The organism is Blattabacterium cuenoti (assembly GCF_014251775.1).
GTDB classification, from domain to species: domain Bacteria; phylum Bacteroidota; class Bacteroidia; order Flavobacteriales; family Blattabacteriaceae; genus Blattabacterium; species Blattabacterium cuenoti_H.
On the sequence record NZ_CP059199.1, the window covers coordinates 317501 to 337143 of the forward strand.

Here is a 19643-nt window from a genome sequence, read left to right on the forward strand (position 1 = left end):
TCTCATAGTTTCGGCGATATGTTTATGCCCGATTATTATCCACGCACAATCACTAGACTAGTGAGCTGTTACGCACTCTTTAAATGAATAGCTGCTTCCAAGCTAACATCCTAGCTGTCTAGGTAATTGAACTTCGTTAAATCAACTTAACATATACTTTGGGGCCTTAACTGATGATCTGGGTTCTTTCCCTCTCGGATATGGACCTTAGCACCCATACCCTCACTACCGTGAAACATAATAACAGCATTCGGAGTTTGTCAGGATTTAGTAGGTGATGAAACCCCTTTATCCAATCAGTCGCTCTACCTCTGTATTACTTCACACGATGCTGCACCTAAATGCATTTCGGGGAGTACGAGCTATCTCCGAGTTTGATTGGCCTTTCACCCCTACCCACAAATCATCCGAAGACTTTTCAACGTCTAACGGTTCGGTCCTCCACTATGTGTTACCACAGCTTCAACCTGTTCATGGGTAGATCACTCGGTTTCGCGTCTAATTCCTCTGACTATAACGCCCTATTCAGACTCGCTTTCGCTTTGGCTCCATAGCTAAACTATTTAACCTTGCCAAAAAAATTAACTCGTAGGTTCATTATGCAAAAGGCACGTCGTCACCTCACTAAAAGGCTCCGACAGTTTGTAAGCATATGGTTTCAGGATCTATTTCACTCTTCTTTCGAAGTTCTTTTCACCTTTCCCTCACGGTACTAGTTCACTATCGGTCTCTGAGTAGTATTTAGTCTTACCGGATGGTCCCGGTCAATTCAGACAAGATTTCACGTGTCTCGTCTTACTTAGGTACTTACCATAGGTAATTTTTCTATTTTACATACAGGATTATCACCTTCTATGATTGAATTTTCCAAATCATTCTGCTATAAAAAAATATTCCATATTGAATTTATGTAGACCTATTACCCTACTATAGCCTAGACCATAGTAGTTTAGACTCTTCCATTTTCGCTCGCCACTACTTACGGAATCACTGACTTGTTTTCTTTTCCTCTAGATACTTAGATGTTTCAGTTCTCTAGGTTCACTTTATCTTTAATTACAAAGATAATATCACATTGTTTAGATATGATAGGTTACCCCATTCGGAAATCTGCGGATTAATTCGTATTTGCCAATACCCGCAGCTTATCGCAGCTTATCACGTCCTTCTTCGCCTCTCAGAGCCAAGGCATCCACCATACGCCCTTCTTTTGCTTTTTAATAACTTATCTCATTTTTGTATATTATAAAAACTATATTTCAAAGAACTTAAAAAAATGGAGAATATCGGAGTCGAACCGATGACCTCCTGCGTGCAAAACAGGCGCTCTATCCAGCTGAGCTAATCCCCCTATTACTCATTATTATTTTAATTAAAATTAATGAATAATAGTCTCGCGCGGGATTGAACCGCGGACCTCTACATTATCAGTGTAGCGCTCTAACCATCTGAGCTACGAGACTGATTAAAAATCAATCTCTTCCTCTTAATTATTAATAAAATTAATTAATTATTAAAAAAAATTAATAATTACACACAAAAAAAATTAGAATAAATAGCTCCCAAATTCTAAAATAAAAGAAACTTTTACATAAAAAACTCTAAAAAAGAGATGTTCCAGCCACACCTTCCGGTACGGCTACCTTGTTACGACTTAGCCCCAGTCATCGATTTTACCTTAAGCAGCTCCTTTTATGGTCACCGATTTCAGGTCCCACCGACTTCCATGGCTTGACGGGCGGTGTGTACAAGGCCCGGGAACGTATTCACCGCATCATGGCTGATATGCGATTACTAGCGATTCCAGCTTCATAGAGTCGAGTTGCAGACTCCAATCCGAACTGAGATCGGTTTTTTGAGATTTCCTCCTGATTACCCAGTAGTACCCCTTTGTACCGACCATTGTAGCACGTGTGTAGCCCAAGGTATGAGAGCCGTGATGATTTGACGTCATCCTCACCTTCCTCTCGACTTGCGTCGGCAGTTTTGTTAGAGTCCCCGACTTTAATCGCTGGCAACTAACAATAAGGGTTGCGCTCGTTGAGGGACTTAACCCAACACCTCACGGCACGAGCTGACGACAACCATGCAGCATCTTGTACTCCGTCCGAAGACTAAACTATTTCTAATTTATTCGTAGCACATTTAAACCTTGGTAAGGTTCCTCGCGTATCATCGAATTAAACCACATGCTCCACCGCTTGTGCGGGCCCCCGTCAATTCCTTTGAGTTTCAGCCTTGCGACCGTACTCCCCAGGTGGATCACTTATTACTTTCGCTTAGTCACTGAAAAAAAAATATCCAATAACTAGTGATCATCGTTTACGGCGTGGACTACCAGGGTATCTAATCCTGTTTGCTCCCCACGCTTTCGTGCCTCAGCGTCAGTATAGATTTAGTAACCTGCTTTCGCGATCGGTGTTCTGTGTGATATCTATGCATTTCACCGCTACACCACACATTCCAGCTACTCCAATCTCACTCAAGCCTACCAGTATCAGTAGCAATTTTAACAGTTAAGCTGCAACATTTCACTACTGACTTAATAAACCGCCTACGCACCCTTTAAACCCAATGAAACCGGATAACGCTTGTGTCCCCCGTATTACCGCGGCTGCTGGCACGGAGTTTGCCGACACTTATTCGTCTAGTACATTCAGAATTCTTATCTCGTAAGAATTTTTATTCCTAAACAAAAGCAGTTTACAACCCTATTAAGGCCTTATTCCTGCACGCGGCGTGGCTGGTTCAGAGTTCCCTCCATTGACCAATATTCCTCACTGCTGCCTCCCGTAGGAGTCTGGTCCGTGTCTCAGTACCAGTGTGGGGGATCACCCTCTCAGGCCCCCTACCGATCATAATCTTGGTAGGCCATTACCCCACCAACAAACTAATCGGACGCATGCCCATCTTTTGCCATATTTCTATTTTAATAATGAAATCATGCGATAACATTATACTATAGGATATTAATCCAAGTTTCCTTAGGCTATCTCCTAGCAAAAGGTAGATTACATACGTGTTACGCACCCGTTCGCCGGTCGCCATCAAATTTTATGAAAAACATAAAATTTAAGCTGCCCCTCGACTTGCATGTGTTAAGCCCGCCGCTAGCGTTCATCCTGAGCCAGGATCAAACTCTTCGTTGTAAAAAAAATTGTGATTTATTTTATCAAAGTTTCCTTTAATATCTCAGATTTAGAAGCTATATGTTTTATTCTAATTTTTTCTTTCAAAGAACATTAATTAATCAGTTAACAATAATACGTTTTTTTTTCAGAAAAAAAAAGTTTTAAAAAAAAATATACATATATTTATTTTTTTTTATCTAAAATAAAAAATTTTAAACATATAATTAAGTTATTAGAATTATGAGAACTTCAGATTTTAATTTTAAATCTCCTTCAAATCTTCTTGCTAAATTTCCTGTTAAAGAAAGAGATGAATCTAGATTAATGGTAATACATAGGAATAGTAATAAAATTGAACATAGATTTTTCAAAAATTTGCATGAATACTTTGAAGAAGAAGATTCCATAATCTTAAATAATACCAAAGTATTTCCGGCTAAATTATTCGGAAATAAAGAAAAAACTGAAGCTAAAATAGAAGTTTTTCTACTCAGAGAATTAGATATAGTAGATAGAACTTGGGATGTTTTAGTTGATCCTGCTAGAAAAGTAAGAGTAGGAAATAAACTAAATTTTGGATCAGGTATAACCGGCGAAGTAATAGATAATACAACTTCTAGAGGAAGAATATTACAGCTTAATTATAACGGAACACATAAAGAACTTATTCAAAAAATAAAAGAAATTGGAAAAACTCCATTACCTAAATATATAGAAAGAAATCCAGAAAAATGTGATAGAATACGTTATCAAACTATATATGCAAAAAAAGAAGGATCCGTAGCAGCTCCAACTGCTGGATTACATTTTTCTAAACATTTATTAAAAAAATTAGAAATAAAAGGAATAAATATAGTAGAAATAACTCTACATCTAGGATTAGGTAGTTTCTTACCAGTTGAAGTTGAAGATATATCAAAACATAAAATGGATTCTGAAAAATGCTATATCAGTCAAGAATCATGTAAAATCATTAATAGAACAATACAGAAAAAAAAAAAAGTATGTGCAGTAGGAACATCATCAATGCGAGCCATAGAAAGTTCTGTATCCTCTAATAAAAATTTAAATCCCTTTTCAGGATGGACAAATAAATTCATTTTTCCTCCTTATAAATTTAATATAGCTAATTGCATGATAACCAATTTTCATATGCCAAAATCAACATTAATTATGATGATTGCTGCTTTTACAGGTTTTGATTTAATAATGAAAGCTTACCAAATAGCAATAGAAAAAAAATATAGATTTTATTCTTATGGAGATGTTATGTTAATTTTATAACTACACTACTATATACGTATTCATAAATCATGAAAATACTTTTGGAAAAAGCAAAAATACCTATAAAAACAGAAATAAAAATATTTGAAAAACAATTATTTAATCTAATAAAGAGTGATAGTATATTATTAAATAATATAAATCATTATATATTAAAAAAAAAGGGAAAATTAATCCGTCCTATACTTGTTTTTTTAACAGCTAAAATGTTAGGATCAATACAAAAAAAAACTTATCATACAGCATGTTTAATAGAATTGATACACAATGCCACACTTATACATGATGACGTTATTGACAATAGTAATTTTCGAAGAGGATATCCATCTATCAACTCAATATGGAAAAATAAAATATCGATATTGACTGGAGATTACTTTTTATCAAAAAGCTTGTTATTAGCTAGTAAAAATAATTACTTAGATTTATTAAAAATTATTTGTAAAACCATTAAAAATATGAGTGAAGGAGAATTATTACAAATAGAAAACACATATAATACTTCTGAAAAAATTTATAATCAAATTATTTATAGAAAAACTGCTAGTTTAATCTCTGCATCCTGCGAATGTGGAGCAATTTCCGTAAATGCAAGTCAAAAAAATATATTTAATATGAAAAAATTTGGAATTTTTGCCGGAATAGCTTATCAAATTAAAGATGATTTATTTGATTATGAAAATAATAATTTTATAGGTAAGCCAATAGGAATTGATTTTAAAGAGAAACAAATAACACTTCCTCTTATTTATACTATTAAAAAAGCATCTAAATATGATAAAGAAAAAATTATAGATTCTTTAAAAAATTATAGCGAAAAAAAAAGAAATATAATAATTGATTATGTAAATAAATATGGAGGATTAAAATATGCAATAAAAAAAATGATGAAATTTTGTAATAATGCATTAAAAATTTTAAAATTTTATCCTGAAGGAATAATTAAAGATTCATTGGAAATTATGATAAAATTTATCGTTAAAAGAAATCAATAATTTAAAAAATATGCCAACTAATTTAGTAATTGTTGAATCTCCTACTAAAGCTAAAACAATACAAAAATTCTTAGGGAAAAATTATTATGTAGTTCCTAGTTATGGACATATAATAGATTTACCAGAAAAAAAAATAGGGATCCAAATTAATAATAATTTTAAACCTAATTATGTAATTTTATCAAAAAAAATAAAAGTAGTAAAAGAATTAAAAAAATTAATAAAAAATTATAAATTTATTTGGTTAGCTACAGATGAAGACCGTGAAGGTGAGGCTATTGCACATCAAATTCAAAAAACTTTTATTGAAAATAATAAAAAATATAAAAGAATTGTATTTCACGAAATAACTAAAAAATCAATATTTCATGCTATTAAAAATCCTAGAGAATTAAATTTCAATTTAATATATTCTCAACAAGCAAGAAGAATTTTAGATAGAATAGTAGGATTCTTATTATCTCCATTATTATGGAAAAAAATAAAAAAAGGACTTTCCGCAGGTAGAGTTCAATCAATAGCAGTTAGATTGATTGTGGAAAGAGAACAAAAAATAAAAAATCACATTCCTGTAAAAACATATAAAATAACTGGTTCTTTTATAAAAGATAAAGAAATTATTTACGCAAACTTTTCTAAAAATTTGAAAAATAAAAAAGAAGTAAAATCCATAATGGATCTATGTATTAATACTAAATATTTTAAAATAAAAGAAATTATTGAAAATAATGAAAAAAAAAGCCCTTCACCACCATTTACTACTTCATCATTACAACAAGAATCATGTAATCGATTAAACTTTTCTATATCAAAAACTATGTTTATAGCTCAAAGCTTATACGAAAAAGGATATATTACTTATATGCGAACAGATAGTCAAAAATTATCTGAATTTATTATTTCTAAAATAAAAAATTTTATATGTTCTAATTATGGAATAGAATATTTATCTGTAAAAAATTTTTCTAACTCTAATAAATTTTCTCAAGAATCTCATGAAGCAATTCGACCAACTGTTATTGATCATAATGATGATTATTTAAAAGATTTAAATTCTTCTGAAAATATTCTATATCAATTAATTTGGGAAAGAACTATAATGGGACAAATGAAAGATGTTATCTTCCGAAAAAAAAATTTTCATATACAATTCTCTGATCCAAAAAATTTTTTTATAGCTACCGAAAAATATATAATTTTTGATGGATATACAAAAGTTAAAAAAAAAATTCCAAAAAAAATTATTCCTTTATCCTTAAAAAAGGGCAACCGTTTATATAGAAAAGAAATTATTGCTACGTCAGTTATTAAAAATAATTCATATAGATATAATGAAGCGACTTTAGTAAAAAATTTAGAAAATTTAGGAATCGGAAGACCTTCTACTTATGTTCCTATAATATCTACTATTCAAAAAAGAGATTATGTTAATATTCAAAAAATTATAAAAAAAAAAGAAATAAAAGAAATTTTTTTATTACAAGAGAAAAAAAAATCTATATCCAAGATATATAAAGAATTTATAAAAATAGAAAAAAATAGATTTGTTCCCACTGAAATGGGTATATTAATAACTAATTTTTTAAAAAATCATTTTTACGAAATAATAAATTATAATTTTACGGAGAATTTAGAAAAAAAACTTGATTCTATAGCCAAAGGAACTATTACTTGGATAGAAGTTATTAAAGATTTTTATAATAAATTCGAAAAAATAATATCTCACGTTCAAAAAAACGTAAAAAAAGTCTATGAAAAACGTCTTCTTGGAAAAGAACCTAAATCTAATCAAAAAATTTATGTAATGATGGCTAAATTTGGGCCGGTTATACAATTAGGTGATTTTAATAAAAAAAATAAAAATAGACCAAAATTTTTTCCATTATTAAATAGCCAAAAATTAGAAACTATTTCTTTAAAAGAAACATTAAAAATGATTGATCTTCCTAAAAAATTAGGATTATTTAATAATAAAGAAATTTATTTAAAAATAAATAAATACAATATTTATATTAAATATGATAATCAAATAATTCCAATAAAAAAGGAAGATTTTTTTAATTCATCAATAACATTAAATAATGCCATCAATATTATCAATAACAATAATAAAAATAAATCATAAAAAAAATTATTAACCATCGAAATACCTTTGATTCAAATAGGTAGTAGGATATGCTTGATCATGACCAGTTCTTTTAATATGATCTAAATATTTAGGTATATATGATAAAGCTTTGACTTTATCGGATAAAGCCATTCTATTCCAAATATTTTCAGCCATTTTTTTTTTACCTACTTTATATTTATAATCTGTCCAAAATCTATCAAAAGATAGATCCACAGGAATTTCCTCTATAGAAAAAAAATATTTAGAATTTTTCATTTTATAAACTACGTCTTCATTATAAGGTATATACCTACCAATCCAGATGTAATTAGATAAAGATAATCCTTTTGGGAAAATAACTTTTCTTAAAAATCCATTTAAATCATATTTAAATATAATATGACCCGAAATAATATTACTCCTAAATATATATTGTTTACCTTCCATTATTGATGTATAATAATTAAATTAATCTGAAATAATAAAAATAAAAAAACTATACGAATCATCAATAATTTTATAATAAAACATTTTTATAATATTACATTTAAAATACATAATTATATATATATGAATAAAGATAAAATAATGCAAAAAATATTATAATTATGTTATATATTATACCTACTCCTATAGGAAATTTAGAAGATTTAACTTTTAGAAGTTTACGAATTCTAAAAGAAGTAGACTTAATTTTAGTAGAAAGTTATAGAATTTCTAAAAGATTATTAAATTTTTATAATATAAAAACTAATGTAAATAAATATCATATCCATAACGAATCCAAAATGATACCATATATTATAAATGAAATCAAACAAGGTAAAAAATTAGCACTAATTTCTAATGCTGGAACTCCTAGTATTTCTGATCCTGGATATTTAATTATTAAACATTGTATTAATTCTTCAATATCAATAGAATGTCTTCCTGGTCCAACTGCAATCATTCCATCATTAGTAATTTCTGGATTTCCAATTAATGAATTTCTATTTATTGGTTTTTTGCCTAAAAAAAAAAGAAAAATTAAATTAGAAAAATTATCAAAAGAAAAAAAAACTATTGTAATTTATGAATCCCCTCATAGACTACTAAAAACTTTAAATGATATAAAAAATTATTTTGGAATTAATATACATGTTGCAATATGTAAAGAAATATCAAAACTTTTTCAAAAAATATTAAGAGGTAGTATTAAAGAAATACTTATATATTATAACAATAATAATCAAAAAATTTTAGGAGAATATACTATTGTAATCAATAATAAAAACATAGTTTAAAAAAAATTATTATCAAGTAAAAATTCCAAAATTTGAATTGCATTAGTGGCCGCTCCTTTTCTAAGATTATCCGAAACTATCCAAAGATTTATAGAGTTTGGAAATGAGAAATCTTCTCTTATCCTTCCAACAAAAACTTCATCTTTTCCATAAGAAAATATTGGCATAGGATAAATATTTTCTTTTGGTTTATCTTGAACAACAACTCCTTTTGTATTTTTTAATATATTTCTAATATCATTTAATTCAGGTTTTTCTTTAAATGTTATATTTACACTTTCGGAATGTCCTCCTATGACTGGAACTCTTGCTGAAGTAGATGTTATAGAAATATTTTGATCGTTCATTATTTTTTTTGTTTCATTTATTAATTTCATTTCTTCTACAGAATATCCATTTTCTATAAATGAATCACAATGAGGTAAAACATTTTGATAAATAGGGTGTGGGTAAACTTTTATTTTAGAAAATCCTTTTGATTGTTCTTGATTCAATTGATTAACAGCTTTCTTTCCAGTACCAGTTACTGATTGATAAGTAGAAACAATAACTCTGGTAATATTATATTTTATATGTAAAGGGTATAAAACCATTACTAATTGTATAGTGGAACAATTTGGATTAGCAATAATCTTGTCTTTTTTTCTTAAAAAAGAAGCATTTATCTCTGGAACAATTAATTTTTTTTCTTTATCCATTCGCCATGCAGAAGAATTATCTATAACAAAAGTTCCATTTTTAGCAAAAATTGGAGCCCATTTTTTAGATACTTTTGATCCAGCTGAAAATAAAACAACATTTAATTTTTTCAAAATTAATTCATTTATTCCAATTATTTTATATTCTTTCTTTTTAAAAAAAATTTTTTTTCCGATAGATTTATCAGATGCAGAAAAATATAAATCATTAGAAAAATGTTTTTTTTCAAGAATATTTAGAAATATATTTCCTACCATTCCAGTAACTCCAACTATTCCTAATCTCATAAATTGAGTTTATTTTTTCTATTTACAAATCAAATTTATATATTAATGATGAAAAAAAGAAAAGTTATTATATTGTCTGGATCCTCTGGAAGTGGTAAAACAACTATTTCTCAATATCTATTATCTAAAATATCAAATTTAAAATTATCTATATCATGCACTACTAGAACAATAAGAAAAAATGAAAAAAATGGAAAAGATTATTATTTTATATCTAAAAAGAATTTTTTTTATAAAATAAAAAAATATCAGTTTATAGAATGGGAAGAAGTATATGATAATTCATTTTATGGAACTCTAAAAAATGAATTATATAAAATTTGGAGAGAAGGAAAACATGTATTATTTGATGTTGACGTAAAAGGGGGGTTAAAATTAAAAAGAATTTTTAAAAAAAATTCTTTATCCATTTTTATATCAGTAATATCAAAAAAAATTTTAGAAGAAAGATTAATTAATAGAGAATCCGAAAATATGGAAAAAATAAAAATCCGTTTAAAAAGAGCAGAAAAAGAGAATATTTATTCTGATTTATTTGATTTTATTATTGAAAATAATGATTTAAAAACTACTAAAAATAAAATACTTAAAATAGTATATAATTTTATATAAATATAGCTTGAACTTAACCAAAAACAATTAATTACATTATTTTTTTTCAATAAGATTAACAAAAACTCCCCAGGATGGATTCGAACCACCGACACCCTGATTAACAGTCAGATGCTCTAACCAGCTGAGCTACTGGGGATTATTTATAAATAATTAATATATGGGAATTTTTTTTATTCTAATTTTATGTCTTCCTCCTTCAAAATTTGTATTTAAAAAAATATCAATAATATCTAAAACATCATTTTTTTTTATAAATCTAGCAGGTAAACTGATAATATTTGCGTCATTATGTTTTTTCGCTAAAAAAGCAGTTTTTTTATTCCAAACCAAAGCCGCACGAATTTTATTATACTTATTTGCTGTCATAGCTGCACCATTTCCACTTCCACATATAACAATTCCGAAATTAGCAAATCCTTTTTCTACAAATTTAGCAGTAGGATGAACAAAATCTGGATAATCAACTTTTTCTCCGTATTTTGAAAAACCAAAATCTTTTATTGTATATCCTTTTTTTATCAAATATTTATTTATTAAATATTTATAACCTATTCCAGTATGATCACAACCTATTGCTATTATCATCATTCAGAATTGAATTTTTTAAATAAAATTTATTTTTTCATCATAAATAATTAATAAATATAAATATTTTTTTTTTCTAATTTAATATTATTACAATATTATTACAATATTATGGAAATAATTATGAAAAAAATAAAAGATATTAATGATTTTGATTTTTATAATAAAAAAGCATTATTAAGAGTTGATTTTAATGTTCCAGTAAATAATTTTCAAGAAATAACAGATGATACTCGAATCCGATATACTATTCCTACTATTCAAAAAATTTTATCTGACCAAGGAAAAGTTATTATTATATCCCATTTTGGAAGGCCACAAGAAATCAAATCTAAAAATTATTCCTTAAAATTTTTACTTCCTTATTTATCAAAATTATTAAAATCTCCTATTTTTTTTTGTGAAAAATGTATAGGAAAATCAGTAGAAGAAAAAATCCAAAAATTAAAAAATGGAGAAATAATTTTATTAGAAAATTTACGTTTTCATAAAGAAGAAGAAAAAGGAAATCAAAAATTTGCTTTTGAATTATCAAAATTTGGAGATATTTATGTAAACGATGCTTTTGGTGCTTCTCATAGAGATCATTCCTCAATAACAATTTTGCCAAAATTTTTTAAAAATAAAAAATGTATTGGACTTCTAATGAAAAAAGAAATACATAATTTGAATAAATTATTACTAGGAAATGTTAAAAGGCCAATGACAATTATATTAGGTGGAGCAAAAATATCATCAAAAATAAATATTATAAAAAGATTTATTAAAATTTCTGATTATCTATTATTAGGAGGAATAATGTCATATCCTTTTATAAAAAAAACAGGAGGACATATAGGGAATTCTTTAATTACAGAAAATAACAATGAAAATGATAAAAATTTTGATCAAATAGTGAATAATATTTTATCTATAAATAATAAAACAAAAAATTTGATCCTTCCAAAGGATATAATTGCATTATCAGAAAATAATAAAAACATTCAAAATTTTTCTATTTTTTGTATTCCAAAAGGATGGAAGGGATTAGATATAGGAAAAGAATCCATAAAATATTTTTGTGATATTATAACAAAATCTCGTACCATATTATGGAATGGACCAATGGGGAAATTAGAATTACCAAAATTTTCATTAGGAACTATATCCATTGCAAAAAAAATAGCAGAAGTTACTACAGAAAAAAATTATTATTCAATAGTAGGTGGAGGGGATTCAATTTATGCATTAAAAAAGGCAAAATGTATTAATAATATTAGCTATATTTCTACTGGAGGAGGCGCTATGTTAGAAATGTTAAAAAATAAAAATTTACCTGGAATAAAAGCAATAAAAAATTAATTTTTTTTTAATTATATTTGTTAATTAAATAAATTAAATTAGATAATAATAAATTATGTTATTTAAACTTCCAGATTTATCATATTCTTATCAAGATATGGAACCCTATATAGATAGGAAAACTATGGAAATTCATCATAAAAAACATCATTATAACTATATTAATAGTCTTAATAATGCAATATCTAATACTGATATGATAAATCTTTCTATAAAAGAAATACTTAGAAGATCACATATTGAATCCCCTGTGATTCAAAATAATAGTGGAGGAGTTTACAATCATAATTTTTTTTGGAAAATTTTGATTCCCTCATCAAAATTTGAATCACCTGGATTAACATTCAATAATATAATAAATAAAAACTTTAATTCATTTAACTCTTTTAAAGAAAAATTTTCCAATATTGCATTAAATCATTTTGGATCTGGATGGATATGGTTATGTATAAATAATAAAAAAAAATTAAATATATGTAGTACATCTAATCAAGATAATCCTATTATGTACGGTACAAACTGTGAAGGAATTCCAATATTGGGATTAGACATTTGGGAACATGCATATTATCTTCAATACCAAAATAGAAGATCAGATTATATATCTTCTTTTTGGAAAATTATTAATTGGAAACAAGTTGAAAATAATTATCTACATGCAATCGAAACAATAGATGAATATTAAATCAATTAAATGGGAAAAATTATATTAGATGATATAAAAATTTTTGGATATCATGGATGTTTATCAGAAGAAAAAATTATTGGATCTAATTTTTCTATAAAATTAGAAATTGATTTAGATTTTACAAATGCTTGTATATATGATGATTTATCCGAAACTATTGACTACACATATTTATATAAAATAGTCAAAGAAGAAATGGAAATAGAATCTAAACTAATAGAACATTTAGCTAAAAGAATAATCACTAGAATACAAAAAATAGAAAAAATAAAAAAAGCAAAAATAAAAATTTGTAAAGAAAATCCACCTTTAGAAGGTAGAGTAAAACAAGTTTGTGTTATATTAGAAGATTAATATAATTTATTATTATAAATATCAATTATCAGGCACTGTGGCCGAATGGATAAGGCGGAGGTCTGCAAAACCTTTTATAGTGGTTCGATTCCACTCTGTGCCTTTTTTAAAAAAAAATTATTAAAAAACATATTAACATTTCTAATTATCCATATTTGAAACTTATTAAGGATAAAAATATAAGAATAGATTTTAAATCTTTTATAAAGATTATAGATGTCCCATATAGTGATATAAATAAACAAAAAATAAATTTTTCAGATTTTACTGTTATTCTATTGATTAGCAATAAATCTGTAGATTATTATTTTAATATAGCTAATTTTATGAAATTTAAAGTTCCGACTTATATGAAGTATGAAGTTTGTTTGTCAAACAAAGTCTATTGCTAACTATTTACAAAAATATATAGTCTACAGAAAAAGAAAAATTTACATTGGAAAAAAATATTTTCAAGATATAATACCTTATATACAGAAAAATCATAAAGAAAAATTTTTATTACCTTCTTAAAATTCATTAAAATCTGAAATATTAATTATGTTAAATAAATTAAATATTTCTTGAAAAATAGCCATTTTATATAAAATAATAACCAATGATTTATCTGATTTAAAAAATATATATTATGATATTTTAGTTTTCTTTAGTCCAGCTAGTATCAAATCTTTATTTGAAAATTTTCCTAATTGTAGTCAAAAAAATATTAAGATTGCTACTTTTGGAAAAAATACTTTTCAAGCAGGATTAAAAATAGATATTGAAGTACCAACTCCTCAGTTTATCTCTATGGCAATGGCTTTAGAAGAATATATAACATGATTTTATTTATTCTACAGTAACTGATTTTGCTAAATTTCTAGGTTTATCAATATTCTCTCCACGTATATATGCCATTTGATAGGCTAATAATTGAAGTGGAATTACTGTTACTAGAGGACTTAATTCTTCAGAAATATTAGGAACTTTTATTACATGATCAGCTAACATATTAACCTCTACGTCGTTTTCGTTAATTATAGCAATAATTTTTCCATTTCTTGCTTTAATTTCTTGAATGTTACCTACTATTTTAGGATAAGATTCATTTAATGGTGCTATAACTACTACAACTATTTTTTGATCTATTAAAGCGATAGGGCCATGTTTCATTTCTGCTGCTGGAAATCCTTCTGCATGTATATAAGATATCTCCTTTAATTTTAAAGCGCCTTCTAAAGCTACTGGAAAATTAATACCTCTTCCTAAATAAAGAAAATTATTCATAGAATGAAAAATTTTCGATATTTTTTTAATCGAATCATGCACTTTTAAAGCAGTACTAATTTTTTCTGGAATAGATCCAAGTTCCTCACATAACTTATTATAAATATTATCATTTATAATAGATTTATATTTTCCTATTTTCAAAGCTAATAATATAAGCATTGTAATTTGAGCCGTAAAAGCTTTTGTAGATGCTACCCCAATCTCTGGACCAGCATGAGTATATACTCCTGCATCTACAGATCTTGAAATAGTTGATCCCACTACATTACAAATTCCAAATACAAAAGCCCCCTTACTTTTTGCTAATTTTAAAGCGGATATAGTATCAGCAGTTTCTCCTGATTGAGAGATTACAATAATAATATTATTTTTATTTATAATTGGATCTCTATATCTAAATTCAGAAGCATATTCAACTTCTACAGGAATACGGGCTAATTTTTCTAATAAATATTCTCCAATTAAACTAGCATGCCAAGATGTACCACAAGCAACTATAGTGATACATTTTGTATTAATAAATTTTTCTTTATTAGATTCAATTCCATCAATATAAATTACCTTACTTGATACCAGCAATCTACCTCTTAAAGTATTTAAAATAGTTTGAGGTTGTTCATATATTTCTTTTAACATGAAATATTTATATTTTCCTTTTTCAATTTCTTTTAAATCAATTTTTAATTTATTTATAACTGGATTCAGTTTGTAATTATTAATAATCTTTCTAAGATCTAGATCTTTATATTTATTAAGAATAGCCATTTCTCCATCTTCTAAATAAATAACGTTTTTAGTATACTGAATAAATGAAATTGGATCAGAAGCTACAAAAAATTCTCCATCTCCAATTCCAATAGCAATAGGACTACCTAATTTAGCAATTATCATACTATCAGGATCATCTCGGTCTACTATAGCTATCGAGTATGCCCCCACTACTTCGGTTAACGAACATCGTATAGCTTCTTCTAATGAAAATTTATTTTCATTTTTAATATATTCTACTAAATTTACTAGTACCTCAGTATCTGTATTACTTCTAAGAGTAAAACCATTGTTTAATAAAATAATTTTAATGGAATTATAATTATCTACAATTCCATTATGAATCATAACTAAATTATTAGAATTAGAAATATGAGGATGAGCATTTATATCATCAGCTACTCCATGGGTGGCCCATCTAGTGTGACCGATTCCAGTAGTTCCTTTTAACTGAATATTAGAGCGATTAATTTTTTTCTCTAATTCATAAACCCTACCTTTAGTTTTATACAAATTATATCCATCTTTATGAAAGATAGATACTCCAGAACTATCGTATCCTCGATATTCTAATTTTTTTAATCCATTAATAATAATAGGATATGCATCTCTATTACCTAAATATCCGATTATTCCACACATTATTTTAAACAGTAAAAATTATAAATTCTTATCATTTTTCCTAAATTGATTGATCTTATTATTTAAAATTATTTTTTTATAAAACTGTTGATAAACAGTTTTAATCTCTTCTATTGGATAATATTTTAGCACTAATAATTTATTTATTTTTTTGATATAATTTTCTATTTTTTCAGGAAAAAAAACATCTCCTTTCATTACTGCATCTGAATAGTACAGACATAATTTTGTTAAATTAAAATAATCTGGATTTTTCATTATTTCTAACTGATTAGATTTAACTCCATCTAATTTTATTTTTTTTATAACGTCTTTGTTTAACAATCCTTTGAAAGGATTATTATAAATTGATACGATTATTCTAGTTTTTTGATATAAAGCATCGTTTTTATACATTTTTTTTACATATAAAGGGATAAAAAAACTGATCCATCCATATAAATGGATAATATCTGGTTTCCAATTTAATTTTTTAACTGCTTCTAAAACACCTTTCGTAAAAAATAATGCTCTTTCATCATTATCTACGAAAAAATTTCCCTTTTCATCTTTATCTATAGCTTTTCTTTTAAAATATTCTTCATTATCTATAAAATAAACCTGTAATCGAGCATCAGGAATAGATGCTACTTTTATTAATAAAGGTTGATCTATATTATTAATTATTAAATTCATTCCAGATAAACGAATCACTTCATGCAATTGATGCCGTCTTTCATTTATTAATCCAAAACGTGGCATAAATATTCTAACATCATTACCTATGGATTGCATAAATTTAGATGCATTTAAAACTGATAAAGAAATTTTATTTTCTGAAGAAAAAGGAAATAAATCTGAAGAAACATATAGTATACGTTTACCTGTCATTTTAAGGTTTTTTTTTCATTTTTGAAATATATAAAAACGGATAATAGCAAATATAAAAAATAATATACAATTATATATCTAAAAAATTAGATTTTATAAAAAAAAATATAAATAATAAAATTTATTAGATTAAAAATTTTTCTTTATGAAAAATGGAAAAAAAAAAGAAAAAAAATATTTTTTTACTACTGGTACCATAAATATTACTAATTATGGATACGCTTTTGTACATGTAGAAGGAATTCAAAAAGACATTTTTATTCCAAAAGATAAAATAAATAGATCACTAGAAGGAGATTTAGTAAAAATAAAATTTAAAAAGAATAAAGTTAAACCAAAAGGAGAAGTATTAAAAATAATAAAAAGAAATAAAAAAAAATTTATTGGAATTTTAAAAATTAATCCTCAACATTATTATAATAACAGTACATTAGATATTTCTAATAAAATGCAGATTATATGTATTTGCAATAATGTTTCAATTTTAATTCCAAAAAATAAATCTAAAAAATATAAACATGATGATAAAGTATTAGTAGAAATAACACGATGGCCAAAAAAAAATAAAAATCCTATAGGTAGAATTATAAAAGTTTTTGGAAAAATTGGAATTTATAAAACAGAAATTCATTCTTTATTAGAAGAATATGAAATTTCTAATAAATTTTCTCATAAAATAAAAGATGAAGCTAAAAAAATTTTTTCAAAAGGATTTATAAATTTTAAAGAAAAACAAAATAGAAAAGATATGCGAAGTATCAATACTTTTACTATAGATCCTATAGATGCAAAAGATTTTGATGATGCTATTTCTATTAGAAAAATAGAAAAAAAAATTTGGGAAATAGGAATTCATATATCTGATGTTACCCATTATCTTAAAGAAAATAGTATAATAGATAAAGAAGCGTATATACGAACTTCATCTATATATTTAATGGGTAAAGTAATCCCAATGTTACCTAACATATTATCTGATGAACTTTGTTCTTTACAACCAGAAATTGATAAATTAAGTTTTTCATTAATATTAAATATTAATGAAAGAGGAAATATTTTAAAAAGTTGGATTGGAAAAACTATAATACGATCTAATAAAAAATTTACATACAATGAAGTACAAAAAATTATAGATAAAAAAAAAGGAAAATTTTATAAAGAAATCAATATATTATATTATTTATCTAGAAAATTAATTAAAAAAAGATTAAAAAATGGATCTCTTTATTTAGATAGAATTGAAACAAAATTTCAATTAAATGAAAAAAATGATCCAATATCTATTGATCTAGAAAAAAATAAAAGTGCTCATTCTTTAATAGAAGAATTTATGCTATTAACTAATCAAAAGATATCAGAATTTATTAGTAAAAAATCCAACAATAATAATAAATATAATCAACCACCATCTATATATAGAATTCATGACAAACCAGATCATGAAAAAATATTGTATTTAAAACAAATAATAAAACCGTTAGGTTATTCCTTAGATTTAAAAAATATAAAAAGTTCTATTAATCATCTTTTATTACAAATAAAAGGAAAACCCGAACAACATATGATTGAAAATTTTGTACTTCGTTCAATGAGTAAAGCGAAATATTCTACAAAAAATATTGGACACTATGGATTATCATTTATTCATTATACTCACTTTACTTCTCCAATAAGGAGATATTCTGATATAATAACTCATCGTTTATTGCAGAATTATTTAATGAATAATAAAAAAAAAATAAAATCAATAGATTTTTATGAAAAAAAATTACAACATTGCAGTAATCAAGAACGTATAATATTAGATATAGAAAGAGAATTTTTTAAATATATGCAAATAAAATTTGCAAAAATATTTTTACAAGAAAAAGAATTTGATGGAGTTATAACAGGTTTTAATGAATGGTCTATTTATATTGATTTAATTCCATATCATATAGAAGGAATGATAAAATTACGCAATATCAAAGAAGATTGTTATACTTTCAATTCAAATGGATTTAATATAATTGGAAAAGATTATAAAAATATATATTTTGTCGGTGACAAAATCAAAGTAAAAATAATAGATGTAGATCTAGAAAAAAAATATGTTATATTAGATTGGATTAATAAATAATTTATTCTATTCTAACTGAAGAGGGTACAAATATAGTATAATCTCCTCCATTTTTTATAATACTTCTTACAAGATAAGAACTAATAAATGATCTTTCGTAAGATGAAAATAAAAATATAGTTTCTATTTTATATTTTGTTTCTAAAAAATGATTAATATATAATATATCTTTTTCAAATTCAAAATCTATTTGATTTCTTATTCCTCTTAGTAAAAAATTTACTTTTTTTTTCTTACAAAAAGATATAGTTAATCCATTAAAAGAATTTATTTCTATTTTATTAGATACCCTTAAAAAGGTTTCATATATCCATTTTTTTCTCTTTTTAATAGAAAACATATTTTTTTTATTTGAATTATTTCCAATAGCTATAATTATTTTATCAAATAATCTTAAAGCTCTAATAACAATATCATAATGACCTAAAGTTATTGGATCAAAAGTTCCAGGAAATACAGCTATTCTTTTTGTCATTATTTGGTAATGTAAATGTATTTATTCAATAAATAATGGAATAATAATTTAAAATTTATTAATAATATTAAAAAATTATATTAGATTGCATCTCTATAACAATAGACTTTAAATTAACAATTTTATCA

15 protein-coding genes, 4 tRNA genes and 2 rRNA genes (1 of these 21 cut by a window edge) are annotated in these 19643 nt (G+C 25.4%); 10 read left to right on the top strand and 11 right to left on the bottom strand.

Going from position 1 to position 19643, the window contains the following annotated elements; translation table 11 throughout:
• The 4 genes from H0H58_RS01510 to H0H58_RS01525 form a co-directional block, all read right to left on the bottom strand.
• Positions 1 to 1220 (bottom strand): 23S ribosomal RNA (locus tag H0H58_RS01510) (it extends 1698 nt beyond the left edge of the window).
• A gap of 57 nt (positions 1221 to 1277) precedes the next feature.
• Positions 1278 to 1351, bottom strand: a tRNA-Ala gene (locus tag H0H58_RS01515).
• A 38-nt stretch (positions 1352 to 1389) separates the two neighbouring features.
• Positions 1390 to 1463 (bottom strand) — tRNA-Ile (locus tag H0H58_RS01520).
• 142 nt (positions 1464 to 1605) lie between these two features.
• Positions 1606 to 3149 (bottom strand): 16S ribosomal RNA (locus tag H0H58_RS01525).
• Together the 16S and 23S rRNA genes with 2 tRNA genes alongside form the textbook arrangement of a ribosomal RNA operon.
• A gap of 222 nt (positions 3150 to 3371) precedes the next feature.
• Between H0H58_RS01525 and queA the strand changes: the two genes are divergently transcribed.
• The 3 genes from queA to topA are packed head-to-tail and all read left to right on the top strand — an operon-like array spanning position 3372 to position 7535.
• A complete protein-coding gene (gene queA, locus H0H58_RS01530) occupies positions 3372 to 4415 on the top strand; it encodes a tRNA preQ1(34) S-adenosylmethionine ribosyltransferase-isomerase QueA (RefSeq protein ID WP_185864812.1) in 1044 nt (347 codons plus the stop codon).
• A 29-nt stretch (positions 4416 to 4444) separates the two neighbouring features.
• On the top strand, positions 4445 to 5410 hold the full coding sequence (locus H0H58_RS01535; RefSeq protein ID WP_185864813.1) for a polyprenyl synthetase family protein: 966 nt from the start codon (positions 4445 to 4447) through the stop codon (positions 5408 to 5410).
• A 10-nt stretch (positions 5411 to 5420) separates the two neighbouring features.
• Positions 5421 to 7535 (top strand): type I DNA topoisomerase, encoded by a 2115-nt coding sequence (gene topA / locus H0H58_RS01540; protein WP_185864814.1) that lies wholly within the window; start codon positions 5421 to 5423, stop codon positions 7533 to 7535.
• A 9-nt stretch (positions 7536 to 7544) separates the two neighbouring features.
• On the opposite strand, the gene H0H58_RS01545 is transcribed toward topA, so the two are convergent.
• Positions 7545 to 7967, bottom strand: coding sequence for a hypothetical protein (locus tag H0H58_RS01545; RefSeq protein WP_185864815.1), 423 nt, complete (start codon positions 7965 to 7967; stop codon positions 7545 to 7547).
• Positions 7968 to 8128: 161 nt separating this feature from the next.
• Between H0H58_RS01545 and rsmI the strand changes: the two genes are divergently transcribed.
• Positions 8129 to 8803: a 16S rRNA (cytidine(1402)-2'-O)-methyltransferase gene (gene rsmI, locus H0H58_RS01550; protein ID WP_185864816.1), complete on the top strand. Its 675-nt coding sequence runs from the start codon at positions 8129 to 8131 to the stop codon at positions 8801 to 8803.
• On the opposite strand, the gene H0H58_RS01555 is transcribed toward rsmI, so the two are convergent.
• The gene (locus H0H58_RS01555) at positions 8800 to 9789 is read right to left on the bottom strand and encodes an aspartate-semialdehyde dehydrogenase (protein WP_185864817.1); all 990 of its coding nucleotides are present in this window, start codon (positions 9787 to 9789) and stop codon (positions 8800 to 8802) included. The two genes, rsmI and H0H58_RS01555, sit on opposite strands and share 4 nt — an antisense overlap.
• Before the next feature lie 48 nt (positions 9790 to 9837).
• Between H0H58_RS01555 and gmk the strand changes: the two genes are divergently transcribed.
• The gene (gene gmk, locus H0H58_RS01560) at positions 9838 to 10401 is read left to right on the top strand and encodes a guanylate kinase (protein WP_185864818.1); all 564 of its coding nucleotides are present in this window, start codon (positions 9838 to 9840) and stop codon (positions 10399 to 10401) included.
• A gap of 65 nt (positions 10402 to 10466) precedes the next feature.
• On the opposite strand, the gene H0H58_RS01565 is transcribed toward gmk, so the two are convergent.
• Together H0H58_RS01565 and H0H58_RS01570 are read right to left on the bottom strand one after the other, a co-directional pair.
• Positions 10467 to 10540: transfer RNA gene (locus H0H58_RS01565), tRNA-Asn, on the bottom strand.
• Between the two features lie 14 nt (positions 10541 to 10554).
• Entirely contained in the window at positions 10555 to 10989 is a 435-nt protein-coding gene (locus H0H58_RS01570; protein ID WP_185864819.1) for an RpiB/LacA/LacB family sugar-phosphate isomerase, read from the bottom strand.
• A 123-nt stretch (positions 10990 to 11112) separates the two neighbouring features.
• Between H0H58_RS01570 and H0H58_RS01575 the strand changes: the two genes are divergently transcribed.
• The 4 genes from H0H58_RS01575 to H0H58_RS01590 all read left to right on the top strand — a co-directional run bounded on the left by H0H58_RS01575 (position 11113) and on the right by H0H58_RS01590 (position 13475).
• Complete coding sequence (locus tag H0H58_RS01575; protein ID WP_185864820.1) at positions 11113 to 12330, top strand: phosphoglycerate kinase; 1218 nt, start codon at positions 11113 to 11115, stop codon at positions 12328 to 12330.
• A gap of 55 nt (positions 12331 to 12385) precedes the next feature.
• Positions 12386 to 13015, top strand: coding sequence for a superoxide dismutase (locus H0H58_RS01580; protein ID WP_185864821.1), 630 nt, complete (start codon positions 12386 to 12388; stop codon positions 13013 to 13015).
• 9 nt (positions 13016 to 13024) lie between these two features.
• Positions 13025 to 13372: a dihydroneopterin aldolase gene (folB, locus tag H0H58_RS01585; RefSeq protein WP_185864822.1), complete on the top strand. Its 348-nt coding sequence runs from the start codon at positions 13025 to 13027 to the stop codon at positions 13370 to 13372.
• A gap of 31 nt (positions 13373 to 13403) precedes the next feature.
• A tRNA-Cys gene (locus tag H0H58_RS01590) sits at positions 13404 to 13475 on the top strand.
• A gap of 725 nt (positions 13476 to 14200) precedes the next feature.
• Here H0H58_RS01590 and glmS read toward each other — a convergent pair.
• Together glmS and H0H58_RS01605 are read right to left on the bottom strand one after the other, a co-directional pair.
• Entirely contained in the window at positions 14201 to 16051 is a 1851-nt protein-coding gene (glmS, locus tag H0H58_RS01600; RefSeq protein ID WP_185864823.1) for a glutamine--fructose-6-phosphate transaminase (isomerizing), read from the bottom strand.
• 18 nt (positions 16052 to 16069) lie between these two features.
• Positions 16070 to 16921: a glycogen/starch synthase gene (locus tag H0H58_RS01605; RefSeq protein ID WP_185864824.1), complete on the bottom strand. Its 852-nt coding sequence runs from the start codon at positions 16919 to 16921 to the stop codon at positions 16070 to 16072.
• A gap of 145 nt (positions 16922 to 17066) precedes the next feature.
• Here H0H58_RS01605 and H0H58_RS01610 point away from each other — a divergent pair, with 145 nt between their 5' ends.
• Positions 17067 to 19040, top strand: a complete 1974-nt coding sequence (locus H0H58_RS01610; RefSeq protein ID WP_185864825.1) for a ribonuclease R family protein — start codon at positions 17067 to 17069, stop codon at positions 19038 to 19040.
• 1 nt (position 19041) lies between these two features.
• Here H0H58_RS01610 and coaD read toward each other — a convergent pair whose 3' ends face one another.
• A complete protein-coding gene (gene coaD, locus H0H58_RS01615) occupies positions 19042 to 19515 on the bottom strand; it encodes a pantetheine-phosphate adenylyltransferase (protein ID WP_185864826.1) in 474 nt (157 codons plus the stop codon).
• Positions 19516 to 19643: the final 128 nt, after the last annotated feature.